12 protein-coding genes and 1 tRNA gene are annotated in these 13,008 nt (G+C 43.3%); 6 read left to right on the top strand and 7 right to left on the bottom strand.

All coding sequences use genetic code 11. The features are described 5' to 3' along the window. Positions 1-96 precede the first annotated feature (96 nt). Positions 97-1,293, top strand: coding sequence for a cobalamin-independent methionine synthase II family protein (locus G464_RS0106560; RefSeq protein ID WP_022857216.1), 1,197 nt, complete (start codon positions 97-99; stop codon positions 1,291-1,293). A 708-nt stretch (positions 1,294-2,001) separates the two neighbouring features. Here the strand turns inward: G464_RS0106560 and G464_RS09265 are convergent. Beyond that, positions 2,002-4,911 carry a glycoside hydrolase family 3 protein gene (locus G464_RS09265; RefSeq protein WP_022857215.1) on the bottom strand — a complete coding sequence of 970 codons (2,910 nt, stop codon included), beginning with the start codon at positions 4,909-4,911 and terminating at the stop codon, positions 2,002-2,004. A 198-nt stretch (positions 4,912-5,109) separates the two neighbouring features. Here G464_RS09265 and G464_RS09745 point away from each other — a divergent pair, with 198 nt between their 5' ends. The 4 genes from G464_RS09745 (at position 5,110) to G464_RS09255 (ending at position 8,302) form a co-directional block, all read left to right on the top strand. Next, on the top strand, positions 5,110-5,520 hold the full coding sequence (locus G464_RS09745; protein ID WP_049187599.1) for a LytR/AlgR family response regulator transcription factor: 411 nt from the start codon (positions 5,110-5,112) through the stop codon (positions 5,518-5,520). Further along, positions 5,477-5,818, top strand: a complete 342-nt coding sequence (locus G464_RS09955; RefSeq protein WP_080651178.1) for a LytR/AlgR family response regulator transcription factor — start codon at positions 5,477-5,479, stop codon at positions 5,816-5,818. Before G464_RS09745 ends, G464_RS09955 begins: the two co-directional genes overlap by 44 nt. Before the next feature lie 59 nt (positions 5,819-5,877). Next, positions 5,878-7,191 (top strand): ATP-binding protein, encoded by a 1,314-nt coding sequence (locus G464_RS0106545; protein ID WP_162138583.1) that lies wholly within the window; start codon positions 5,878-5,880, stop codon positions 7,189-7,191. Between the two features lie 160 nt (positions 7,192-7,351). Continuing rightward, on the top strand, positions 7,352-8,302 hold the full coding sequence (locus G464_RS09255) for a bile acid:sodium symporter family protein (RefSeq protein ID WP_244264124.1): 951 nt from the start codon (positions 7,352-7,354) through the stop codon (positions 8,300-8,302). Positions 8,303-8,761: 459 nt separating this feature from the next. On the opposite strand, the gene G464_RS0106535 is transcribed toward G464_RS09255, so the two are convergent. The 6 genes from G464_RS0106535 to G464_RS0106515 all read right to left on the bottom strand — a co-directional run bounded on the left by G464_RS0106535 (position 8,762) and on the right by G464_RS0106515 (position 12,089). Continuing rightward, entirely contained in the window at positions 8,762-9,268 is a 507-nt protein-coding gene (locus G464_RS0106535; protein ID WP_021617189.1) for a hypothetical protein, read from the bottom strand. A 79-nt stretch (positions 9,269-9,347) separates the two neighbouring features. Further along, complete coding sequence (locus tag G464_RS09735; protein WP_051126693.1) at positions 9,348-9,671, bottom strand: hypothetical protein; 324 nt, start codon at positions 9,669-9,671, stop codon at positions 9,348-9,350. Between the two features lie 151 nt (positions 9,672-9,822). Continuing rightward, positions 9,823-10,035, bottom strand: a complete 213-nt coding sequence (locus G464_RS09730) for a hypothetical protein (protein WP_051126692.1) — start codon at positions 10,033-10,035, stop codon at positions 9,823-9,825. A 2-nt stretch (positions 10,036-10,037) separates the two neighbouring features. Then, positions 10,038-10,703, bottom strand: a complete 666-nt coding sequence (locus tag G464_RS0106525; protein WP_022857213.1) for a class I SAM-dependent methyltransferase — start codon at positions 10,701-10,703, stop codon at positions 10,038-10,040. A 13-nt stretch (positions 10,704-10,716) separates the two neighbouring features. Beyond that, positions 10,717-11,211 carry a hypothetical protein gene (locus G464_RS0106520; protein WP_022857212.1) on the bottom strand — a complete coding sequence of 165 codons (495 nt, stop codon included), beginning with the start codon at positions 11,209-11,211 and terminating at the stop codon, positions 10,717-10,719. Further along, positions 11,208-12,089 (bottom strand): MBL fold metallo-hydrolase, encoded by an 882-nt coding sequence (locus tag G464_RS0106515; RefSeq protein WP_022857211.1) that lies wholly within the window; start codon positions 12,087-12,089, stop codon positions 11,208-11,210. Before G464_RS0106515 ends, G464_RS0106520 begins: the two co-directional genes overlap by 4 nt. A gap of 332 nt (positions 12,090-12,421) precedes the next feature. Between G464_RS0106515 and G464_RS0106510 the strand changes: the two genes are divergently transcribed. After that, positions 12,422-12,494, top strand: a tRNA-Lys gene (locus G464_RS0106510). Positions 12,495-13,008: the final 514 nt, after the last annotated feature.

Raw genomic sequence — 13,008 nt, 5'->3', positions numbered from 1 at the left:
GCTATACCTTACTTTGCTAAAACTACTTCGTTTTACTCTACTCTGCCTTAAAATGAAGAACATTGCATCCGTTCTACTTCTCGAGGGGAGAAAAACATGGCACGTATTCGTACTACTCACGTTGGATCGCTTCCACGTACCGACAGCCTGCTTGCTGCTAATGAAGCACATGCGCAGGGCGAGCTGAGCGACGAGCAATTTGCTCAGATTGTTACTGATGAAACAAATCAGGTGGTTGAAAAGCAGAAGAATATCGGCATCGATATTGTGAACGATGGTGAGTATGGTCATGCCATGACTACCAAGGTAGATTACGGCGCTTGGTGGAGCTACTCTTTCCAGCGTTTTAGCGGTTTGGAAGTTCTTGATAATCCACCTGCACATAAGCCGACTCCTGAAGGCAAGCTCGAGTTAGATGCATTTACTGACCGCCGCGACTGGGTTAAGTTTGCAGATGCTTATTCTGACCCAACCTCAGGCATTCATATTGCCGATGGGCAAAGTGTTGTGTTCCCAACCGTTACTGGCGAGATTAAGTATACAGGTCAGGAAACTGTTCAGCGCGATATTAACGCACTGAAGGCCGCTTTAGAGAAGGCAGGTAAGCCTGTTTCTGATGGTTTTATTGCCAGCGTATCCCCTGCTTCTGCAGCCCGCGTAGGTAATGCCTACTATGATAATGATGAAGAATCCGTATGGGCTTGGGCTAAGGCTTTGCGCGAAGAATACAAGGCTATTACCGATGCTGGTTTAACAGTACAGATTGATGCTCCAGATTTGACTGAGTCTTGGGATCAGTTCAAGGTTGAACCTGATTTAGATGCTTACCGTGAATTCTCTCGTGTGCGCATTGAGGCTTTGAACTCCGCTTTGGAAGGCATTGACCCTGCTCTCGTGCGTTATCACGTATGCTGGGGTTCATGGCATGGCCCACACTCCACAGATTTGGAGTTCAAGAAGATTGTGGATTTGGCTTTGTCCGTTAACGCTAACGGTTTGACTTTCGAGGCAGCTAATGCACGCCATGAACACGAATGGAAGATTTGGAAGGATATTGAGCTTCCTGCTGAGAAGTACTTGATTCCTGGTGTTGTTAGCCACTCTACAAATATTGTGGAGCATCCTGAACTCGTGGCAGAACGCATTGAACGTTTTGCTTCTATCGTGGGTGCTGACCGCGTTGTTGCTTCTACCGACTGCGGTATGGGTGGACGTATTCACTCCCATATTGGTTGGGCAAAGCTGGAATCCTTGGCTCAGGGTGCGAAGATTGCTTCTGAAAACTTGGCATAGTTTCTAACGCCTCACTCCACCAATTGTCCAGGCTCAGTTGCTGTGCATATCGCGCGGTAACCGAGCCTTACATTATTGTGAGCATCTTCTCAGCAGTGTTTCACGTGGAACACGCATATACGAAATATGAAGAGTGACGCACTTGTTATGCCACTTTTAAGCGGAAAGTGACATAACAAGTGTATCTATGAATACAATCTGCAACCAAGCTCGCAAAATCATAACGCAAAGCATCCCCCTCACCCAAAACAAAACCTATAAAACCAGCAAAGTGACTTTTGGGGGTTTTCGTGGGGTTTTGGTTTGGCTTATCTGGTTATTATTGCGGTGTGTAGGAGCCCTATGGTGGTTCGTGAAGCGTGACTTGGTAGAGCGTTCCATGATTCACGAGTGTTCTAATCATGTTCACAGGGGTAAAACACAACGCGAAACATGACTTGCTCTAGCAGTCCACGATTCACGCACAGCACGAAGACTGAAAACACTCTCAACGATGACCGCAAGCATTGTTAGCGTTGTGCGCTCACAACTTTCAGACACCTGCAACCTACACAAACCCCTAAAAAACCGAAGAACCAGCAAAGTCGAAAAGTTAAAGCTGGCATGCCCAACCAAAAGCACACCAGCCCCAACTTAACAATCACACGCTAGGTTATAGAAAGACATAAGGCTTGGATTCACAAAGAAATCTTATAAAACCATTAATCCTTAATCTTCTTCATTATTACGCGCCTTCTTACGAGCACTAGCGTGACGATATAAATCACGTGCCGCTACACTGAGCAAAGCTAGGCAGAGAACTGCCACAACAGTTTCCACAGCATAGACACCCCACATCCACAACGGAGTTACCCGAACAATAGTAGAGTCATTCGATAACCCATTCATTGCGTTAGAGCGGGAAATCGCAAAACTAATATTCTTCGCGGCTCGCTGCATGTGTGCTACTACTCCATCAGTCATATCCGCTTGGTCAAGCTTCCATAACTTAGCATCGGTATTGAGCCATAAATCAGTTCCAGCTTCCAATCCTTCACGCAAATCCTCGTAAGCAAAAACAGAGTAAGATGCTTGATCCGTAACAACGAAGCCTTCAAAACCCCATTCGCCACGCAGCACGTTGGTCATCAATGCTTTGCTTCCACCTGTCCATCGTGCTCCAATACGATTCATAGAAGCCATCATGCCCAAAGCACCACCATCGCGCACAGACATTTCAAAAGGCTTGAGATACAAATCTCGAATGCTTTGTTCATTTGCCAGCATCGCTCCACCAGTACGATTCGTTTCTTGGTCATTGAGGGCGAAATGCTTCACTGTTGCTATTGCACCTTTACTGCGAGCGCCAGCCACAATTGCAGCATTCATTGCTCCAGAAATGTGAGGATCCTCCGAGAAGTATTCGAAATTACGACCAGAATAAGGACTGCGGTGAATATTGGCTGCTGCTCCATACCAGATTGCCACCTTCAAAGCGATAGAATCCTCTCCAATGGCTTCACCAAAGTCACGTGCAAGATCTGTATTCCATGTAGCGGCAACCACCACTTCAGGCGCATACCCCACACCGTTTTCTCCGCCTACCAGAGTGCTCGAAATTCCTGCTGGACCATCCTTATCTACAGTTGCAGGCAACTGGGTAGAGTCCACGGATTTCGTAGCATATCCGCCAATACGAACCAATTCATCAAGCTCTTGAACGCTCATTTGTTCAATCGCAGCAGTCCAAGCTTTATCCGTAGAATCGGTTTTCATTAATGTTGCCATATTGAGTTTGCCCAAGGATTTATCAATCTGACCTGTGCGCGGTGTAGCTTTCGGCTGAGTTACTGTTGTGTCAATTTCTAGTGCCTTCACGAAATCATCTGGAGCTGTCCATGAACCATCTGCATATGTGCGTGACCACGTTCCTTCCCAGTCAGAACGAGAAAGGTACTGCGCTGAAGAGTCGTATGTTGTTATGTCGGCATCGGCAAACTGGTTAACTACTGGTTGTCCTGTTACCACAGATTTTGCATATGTCGTGTCATCAAAATTCTGCTGCACTTTCTTAACCACAAACTCTTTACGACCATCAGCAGTCATACCATCAGCTGTACTCTTCGATTTTGTCGCCAAAATATTATTCACAGCCGCATGTGCATCGGTTGCTGCAGTAAAGTAGAAATCTCCTGCATCCACAATATATGTGCCCTTGCCGTAAGCATCGTAGCTTTTCATTGCTTCTTTCGACACATGCACACTAACAGTTTCGCTCTTACCTGGCTCTATCACAGCAGTCTTAGCGTAACCTACAAGCTCCACTGCTGACTTCTCAATATGGTTGCGCTTATCGTAATCCGTATATGGAGATTGCATATACAGCTGAACTACATCCTTACCCGCAACTTTTCCCGTATTTTTTACGTCAATACTAAAATCGTATCCATCTTTCGATTCAGATTGCGCGAAATTGCTCCATTCAAAACTCGTGTATGACAAGCCATAACCAAATGGGAACTGCACTTGCTTCTCATAATTGAATGCGCCAGCTTTTTCATTGCCTAAAACAGCGTCTTCATAACGTGTTTCGTAATAACGATAGCCCACATAAATTCCTTCTTGATAAGCAATATAGGCATTTCCACGCTCCACCTGAGAATTAGCAATAGAATAACGTCCAAAGTTGTGTATAGATGGTGCACTTTGTGAATCATATGCATAGGTGTCTGGGAGATGTCCAGAAGGATTGGTTTGTCCTGTAAGAACATCCGCAACTCCAATTGCGCCTGTTTGACCGAGACCACCTACCCAAAGAGCTGCATCAACTTTCTTCTCTACAAGCGGCCCTAATTCCACAGCATTTTGAGTATTGAGAATAACCACAACAGTCGAGAAGTTATTGCGTGCCATATCAAGAAGTTCTTGCTCGTCTTTGTCTAGCTGCAAATATGTTGATCCAGACTCCAAGGTCTTCGTTGACAGGTCAGAGCTTTCACTTCCTGTACGACCGATAACAACCACAGCAGCATCTTTATACTCATCGAAAGAATTTTTCACTTCATCGGTATAGAGATTTACTGGCACTTCATTAACCGCAAGTTTTCCTCGACCAAAAACATCAGGAACTGTTTTACGATAATCTTTACCTGCTCCCGTTTTATAAAACTCAGTAACAGTTGGATTAACCTGTAAACCAGCCTGTTCAAAAGCAGTTTCAAAATTTATTGCTTTCTTTACATCAATCGATCCGGCACCGCCGCCTCCATATACAGGGTCAACGAAACTTTGACCAAGTACAGTGATTTTTGCTGAAGATTTTAATGGTAAGGCATTTTTCTGATTAATCAATAAAGTGCTACCTTCACGGAGAATATCAGAGCCAAATTCTTTCAGTGCTTTCTCACGCTCTGCGTCGCTCTTATAAGAGGATGCAAAATGTTGTGTATTCTTATCTCCTGTTGAAACAATTTTAGTTTGAGGCTGATTAAAATACACAGAAATTAAATCTGCATATTGTCGCGAATACATATGACCAATAACCGTAGCAACGCAAAGCACGGCTGCAATAGCAATCATTATTGCTGAAGTTATTATCGATAACGGTTTTTTACTTTCTTTCCGAGTTTTCTTAACCATTTTCTCTCCTTTGAAAAATACACGAAAAACTACTGCAGTACTTCCTACAGCAATCAGCGTGTTTTCAGTCTAAAACCTATTTTTTCGCCGCTAAACGTAAGAACGTACACAACCGAATTTTGACGCAAACAGCACTGTTTTACCCCTCAACTTCGCGTAGACTGAAAGAAGAGAAAAGAAGAAAGGAATTGCTAAGCAATGAGGCTGGCTCTTGTAGATGACGATGCAGAAATTCGCTCTCTTTTGCGCGCTTATGTTCAACGCTACAACACGGAGTATGGAACTTCTATATCAACATATGACTTCACTCGCGGAAGTGACTTACTCCATAACTATGAGCGTGGCGTATTCGACGTTATTTTTCTCGACATAGAGATGCCGGGTATTAACGGTATGGAAACGGCTACGCAAATTCGTCGTATCGATGATGCTGTAGCTCTTGTTTTTGTTACTCATCTTGCTCAATTCGCTGTGCAAGGTTATGAGGTTCAAGCAAGCGATTACATTATTAAGCCATTATCGTATTTCGATTTTGCCATGAAAATAACGCGCATATTAAAAACGATTGAGGGGGAAAACAAGTACCGTTCTCGCCATAACTACTACTGACGGTTTGCGATCAATTAATCTTACCGACGTTAGTTTTCTAGAAGCACGAGATCACTATGTCTTCATCTCTACTGTGCATGGAGCAGTCTATAAAGTCCGCGATAGTATGACAAATCAGTCACGTGTTTTTGAACAATATGGATTTTTGCGTGTTCATAAAAGTTTTGCCGTAAATATGAAGCATATCGAAGCAATCTATACAACTGAAATCATATGTGCTGGACGCAGTATTCCTATTGGACGTTCGTATAAAAAAGATGTACAGCCTGCCTTTTTAGCCTACGTGGGAGGGCAATGATGACAGTTATTTTAAGCTTTTTTGAATCCTTCCGATTTGTTATTACTCTTTGGCTATGTATGTGGATATTTTTACGACGCAGTGCTCCTCACTCACAATCCTACGCTTTTGCTCTACCCCTATCTGCAGTGTGCGGATTAACCATTACGTCTTTAAACCCCATCTTTTTCGTGAATATTGCCACTCGCCTGCAGCCCTCTGTTAATCTAACTCTTGCTATGAGCATGTGGATTGCAGTTGTTTTTATTGCGCCGCTTTTTCTTATTAAATGGTGTTATGCAACGTCGTGGACGGATGCCATGTCTCGATGGATCCTCGGTATTTGCGTAGAGCGTTTTTTAACATCTTTTATTCGCAATATTTTATTTAATATTATTATTCCTGACTTTATTTCAAGTCATCCTTTCGCTGCCATGCTTATTATTTGTGTGAGTTATGGTTTAACTATTTGGGCTGCAAGCGTGTGGCTTAGTCCGTTATTTGACAAAATTATGTATCCCCTATTCAGAGAAAGTAAAAGACTATGCGTTCTCTATGGCATAAGTTTTGTTGTCATCTATGTTACGAGTAATTATGCTATTGAGATTGTAGAATACCACATACCACGCATTACGAACACATATAACGTGCATATTCTTTCTATTCTGAGCTTTACCAGCTCAATGGCAGGGCTAATAGCTGTCGTTATTTTTCTCTTTCAATATGCATTGCACTATATTACTCAGCTTCAGCAAGAAACAGCATTACTCGAACTGCTCAGCGCGCAACGCTCTAGCCAGCATGAAACAATGAAAACAACTATGGAAGTGATGAACGAGCATATTCACAACTTCAAACATCAAGTGCTCGCCTTATCTTCCCCACATAATCAGTCTCAGCACGACTATGTGCAACATACTCAAGAACTTATCGATCGTTACGATTCCATTATTCGCACAGGAAATGAAGCCTTAGATATTATTCTCAACCAGCATCGCATTGAATGTGCACGAGATAATATTCGTTTTAGTTGCATGGTTGACCGAGTGAATGTAGAGCGTATTCATATGGTCGATTTATATACGATTGTGGGAAATGCACTTGATAACGCGCAAGAATACGTAAAACGCTTAGACGATGATGAGAAAAAAGTTATTGCTCTAACCATACGTGAGCATGGCAATATGGTTGTTTTTCAATGCGATAACTATTTTGACGATACTCACGATGAGTTAACTCTCCATGATGGTTTACCAGCTACAACCAAAGATAATTCATGGGCTCACGGCATCGGCTTAAAATCTATACGCGCTCTTGCCACACGTTATGGTGGCGATATGATTGTGCGCACGCATGACCATATGTTTTCACTCACTGTTTCCGTGCGCTCTTAACTCTACTCGCCCCTGAGGGTCACGTTGTGAACATCACAACGTCTAAGCTACCACCTGCTCCTAGTATGTTTGTTGAGAGATGAGCTTCATACAGTCAGAAGGAGAGAGAATGAGTAAGGTTAAAGCCGTTGCTACATGGCTGACGAAATAGTTCACTGCTATTGTGCTCGTATGGGCAGTTTTTAATTATTTTGTGCCGAGCACAAGTTTATGGGCAAAATCTTATACCGGTTATTTGCTGAGCATTGTGCTTTTCGGCATGGGGTTGACTTTATCTGTTGATGATTTTGTGCGTACAGCAAAGCAGCCATTTATGGTTATTGTGGGAACTGTTGCGCATTATGTTATTATGCCGCTTATTGCTGTTGCTTTATGCGCGCTTTTCTATTTAAGCGGACCACTTGCCGTGGGCGTTATTCTCGTTGGATGTTGCCCGTCAGGAACATCATCGAATGTTATGAGTTTTCTTGCCCGCGGAGATGTCGCTTTAGACGTTTCTATCGGTATCTTGTCAACATTATTAGCGCCATTCCTCATTCCACTGCTTATGCAACTTCTTGCGTCGCAATATGTAGCTATTCCTTGGCAATCATTGTTCTGGAGCGCTGTAAAAGTTGTGCTTATTCCTGTAGCGTTGGGAGTGCTCTGTCATATGGTTTTCAAAGAGAAAATTGAGATGGTCACTCCTGTGCTGCCTATCGTATCTCAGGTTACTATTTTGCTTATTATTGGTGTGGTTGTAGCTGCTAATCATACGAAGTTATTCAGCTCAGAAAGTCTGTTAGCTCTTCCTGTTGTTATGTTGCATAATCTGTGTGGATACGCTTTGGGATACGGTTTTTCTCGCGCTATGTATGCAGTTTATCCTCACGGATTTAAGTATGCCCAGCAGAAAGCAATTACTTTCGAAGTGGGAATGCAAGACTCTGGTTTAGGTGCAACATTAGCTCTGACCTCTTTTGCAGCCGCACCGCTGACTGCAATTCCATCAACATTCTTTAGCGTTTGGCATAATATTTCCGGTTCTGTGCTGTCTGCATGGTGGCGCAACCGTGATGATCGTTTAGGTATTCCAGCAGATTCAGTTGATGGGAAACCTGCACTCGACTAAAGAGAAGCTTATAAGCAAGCAGGCCTACACTCACGTCATGAGGAGATGATTGCTATAACTTAGCTCATAGATGTCAAAACCTATCAATAATCAGTTCTCACATTTTAAGAAGATACAGAATGACGAACATTCCTGTTCTTGAGTTATCTCCTGTTACTCGTACATAATCTAGTAACAGGACTTAAACGGACAAAACGAACAATATTACACGCTATCAATCTTCAGGTTCTATTCCAACACTGTATTTGATACAATTTAACGCTGGTGCGTAAGTCATGTGTTTAATCTCGAAATCCCTTGATTTACAGGGATTATCGCCTTTCTGCGGAGCTTCCGTCACTGCTTTCCGTGGCGGTTTTTGTATGATTTTGGGGCTTTCCTGTGGCTCTTGCCGGTGTGTCTGTTTACGTTTTTCGTACCCCTTGGCGAGCAATCGTTAAAAGGTTTACAGATTGCAAATTATCTGACTAACACTCCAATAATGAACGCCTGGATTACCGATATGATTGGTATTAGCAGAAAGGGTACAAACAAGAAATGTTCCCAAATCGCCAAGTGCTTCATCCAATTCTTAAATTCATAGTCCTTGTGCCCCTCTGTGCCGGGAATAACAATTTTGCTCTTATATTTTCCTTGAAATAACAGACAATCTAACAGCAAAAAATCTCCTGCATTTAAGATGCTCCACTGAATATAGCTCATCCAAAACAAGTTCCAAAAACCAATAATTGGGGAATGCATAAGGCTCGCAACCGAATAAACAAAACATATCCCAACGAGACCGATAGTGAATATGAGATTTATCTTTTTCTCTTGCGCTGTCATTGGTAAAAGAGCTGCCTTTTGAATGGCCTTTGGATAAGAGTCCAAAAACCATCTTGGATTGATCAGTGCCAAGCTTGCGACAGCCCCATTAAAAATTGCGGCGATCGCCACGCCGTCAAGTATTGCTCGTAGGATATCCATCAACTTTTATCTTTCTCATTCCATAAATCCGAATCCAAAAATTCTTTTACAAACGTCAGATACGCCTCCGTGTTTTGCGTCATCTCCTCGCAGTGCCCATAGCCTTGCCAGATTTTTCCGTTTTGGGATAATGTTTCTTGATACTTCTTTTTGCGTGTCCAAGATTCGGATCTTTGTCCCCATAGGAAAAGATGACCTCTTTCTGCCTATCTTCCAATAAGTGCGGGAAGCGGATGTGCCCGCAATCGTACACAATGTTTCTGATGCTCTGCTTGTCCATCGAAACAAGTGTGTCAACCAGCAGCTTCGCGTGCTTTCCATAGCGCTTGGCGACCTGACTGATTGCCGCTTGGGGATCTTGCCGTGCTTTCTTTTGTTTACTCAGAAATACATGCCCCAGCATTTTTGAGATAAGTCCTGCTTTTCAAAAAAGCTGGTTTCTTCAAAGAACAGTTTTTGAATGTGCAAGTTTTTATCCTTGACCAGTTCAAAGAGAACTCCTCCACCCAGGGAAGCGCCAAAGACCATCCTTATGGCACAAAGATCATGCTCCTTTAAATAACAGGCAAGCGTGGCTGCTTCCTCAGTTGTGCTGATATAGGGATTTCTTTTGCCTTCCCATGCCCGGAAAGGTTCGGAACGATATAGCGATACTCGTTTCCCAGCTTTTTTGCCATACTTTCTATCATGAGTTGCCCGGAAAAATTCATGGGATGGATAAGGACGATGGTCTCTTGTTTATCTTGATTGATGTCATGAATTACCATGATCACACCTCCTTGGAATCGCTCCCTTTGCCCACGGTGCCATTGATTTTTCTGGCCACTAAAAAACACTCTGACCAAGGACTGGTCGGTAGAAGTTCGCATTGCAGGAGTTCAAAACCGTTTTGACAGATAAATGCTTTAAATTCTGCAAGTTTCCAGCTGTGAAAAACACGAAATCCGATTCTTTTCATCAGCCACAGCTTGAGTCGATGGATCTTTTCTTCAGCGACAAAGGTGGGTGCGATCAGTAAGCCATCTGTTTTAAGAACGCGATGAATTTCTTCTAAGGCCTTTTTTGGCTTTGGCATAATGTGCAGCGTATTAGCTATAAGCACAACATCAAAGCGATTGCTGTCAAAGGAAAGTGCTGTCGCATCTTCCACGCAAAAGCAAAGATTTGAAGACTTTTCCCTTTTCTTTGCCTCTGCAATCATGCATTCTGAGAAATCTGTAGCAAGCCATGTTTTTGCCTTTGGCGCAAGCGGAAGGCTAAGCTGTCCAGTGCCACATCCCAGCTCCAGCACAGATTGCTCATCCGACAAATGTGCTTCGATTTTCTTGATTAATGTCTCATAGAGTTGTTTGTTTCCTTTTTCCTGTATTCGCGTATAGAGCTTGGCAATGCGATCCCAGAAGCTTTTATTATCCCGATTTTCTTTTTGTTTCATGATTTAAGTTCCCTTATTGAACCCACACACATAAGCCCGTCAAGACAGCAGAGCCCACAAGTATAGCGATGACATGGATGAGGTGATCTTTTTTGTTGCAGCCAAAAAGCTGCGGGCTCAACAAGGCTTTGACTTCCGAATAAAAATGCGGAAAGAACGTAGACCTACAAAGCAAAAACCAATCAAAGAAGAAAATATAAAAGACTTTCAGCAAAAGCATCATCACGGCAAAGCGTATATAAAACTGCAAAAAGGTAAAGCCATTCTTGATACCGTCTACTGCACCGACAATAACAGCTCCCGCCATACAAAGCATCGCCAGCAGGGCTAAGCTCCAGCCGAGGATATGCTGTCCGCGAAAACGTTCTGGTTTTTCCTCGACGGCTTCATAAACGGCTTTGGGTGCTGGTGTAAAAAACTTCTTGTCCTGGATAAAACCTACGCCCGCCAATAAAAGTAAGAAAAGCCCTGCCATCATAATCGAAGATAGGAAAAGCGTCAGAATCATCGTTTGCCTCCATACTGTGCAGCTTCCGGCAAAAAACCACCCTGCGCACCTTCTGGGGTGTCATCGCTTTCGTCGTAGCTGTCATAGGGCGCCGCAGGATCAACGGGCTTTTGTTTACAAAAAGCATTACACGCTTTATCGGTATGAGCAAAGACAAAGTCGAAGTCGCGGCTGTAACCGGTATGTCCAGTAATGAACATCGGACGCGAGTTTCGTTCTTCAAGCTTTGCCTTCAAAGCGGCAAGAGAGCGAATGGCGAGCTTGTTGTTTTCCGCCAAGGCATTGATAAAGCTATAGCCGCCGTCATAGCCCAGCCAGATGGTATCACCCAAGAACACATAGGCATCGTCAATGAGATAAACCAGATGTCCCCAAGTGTGCCCCGGCACTAAGAAAGCCTCTATGCGGATGTCGCCGATCTGAAAGACTTCGCCGTCTTTCAGCAGCGTTTTTTCGTTTTTAATCATGACCTGCGGCAGCTTGTAGAGACCAAAGCTCACCTTGCGGCGCACCTCACCTGTAAGATAACGATTTTCAATTTCTCCGATATAAAGATGGGCATACCGGAAAAGGCCATCGTTGTCTGCCTCAACCGCACCCACATGATCGGTATCCTGATGCGTGATGAGAATATCTGTGATCTTTGCCGAATCCAGATCCAGCCATTTCATCTTCTCTTTCAAGCGCGGATAGTTGTAGCCGGCATCCAGCATGATGGTCTGCTCTTCTTTCGTATAAAAGAAGACATTGGCAGCGTATTCCCGCACACAGCGCACATGTTCATCAATCAAGCCGGTATTGAGCGGCTTAAAGATACCTTTACCCCGATAGCCGCGCGACATGATTTTTAGTTGAAATTCTGTAGCTTTCTTAGACATAACGATTGTTCCTTTCTTTATCTCCAATCAGCAATCAGTGAGCATGGATAACATCTGATGTGAACTGGTTTTTGTTCACATCAATCCCCAAGCAACATATTTTTAAGCAAAGTTTTCGTTTTATCCATGTTTAGACCTGCTCCTTTATACATATTAAAGAAAAACAACTAAGAGAAGTTTATGCTAATTGTTTTCATAGCGTATTTTCTACTCGAGTAATACCTTTCTGTTATATCAAAATAATTTAGATATGTGCTTTCAACAACCATCAATCATTTTGGCAACACGGAGTTTTGCAATCGCTCATCGGATGTGCTATTATGCCGTATGTTGCCCCTCTAGCTCAATGGTTAGAGCAGCGTCCTTTTAAGTCGTGGGTTCAGGGTTCGAGTCCCTGGGGGGGCACTCAAAGAATCGTCAGAATAAACCAATGTACGAGCAACAGTCGCTCCAACTTTTTTTGGCAATGCCGCATTAATTACATCGTCTGATATGGGTTGGTTTTTGTTTCTGGTGGATTCTCTTTTTTTAGGGGGGATGATAGGGGTTGTGGATCAGGGTAAAGGGTATTCACAAGAATTTTAGAACTCGTGCTGTAGAACTCTCTTGAAGAAAACAAGAACTAATATAGAACCGGGTAATAAGGCAGTTATTCGAGTTTGTTTCTTTGCTTGGAGTATCACATGAAACATTGCGTGGATGGAGTCGCGCGACTGATGCTCAAGTATTTCCTTCTTTATCGGCGTGGCAGGCTTTAAGAAGAACTCAAACGGTTACATAGAGGAAGCAGGGAACTTACACGTGTCAATGAGATTTTACAGACACGTATCAGCTTTTTTCGTTTCCAGGTGTGAGCAGACCAGGAACTGGAATATGAGTTTGTTGACGTGTACGCGTCTAGATGTGGTGTCGAGCCTAT

The organism is Alloscardovia omnicolens DSM 21503, assembly GCF_000420505.1.
Taxonomy (GTDB): Bacteria; Actinomycetota; Actinomycetes; order Actinomycetales; family Bifidobacteriaceae; genus Alloscardovia; species Alloscardovia omnicolens.
This window is presented reverse-complemented; position numbering and strand designations above follow the sequence as displayed.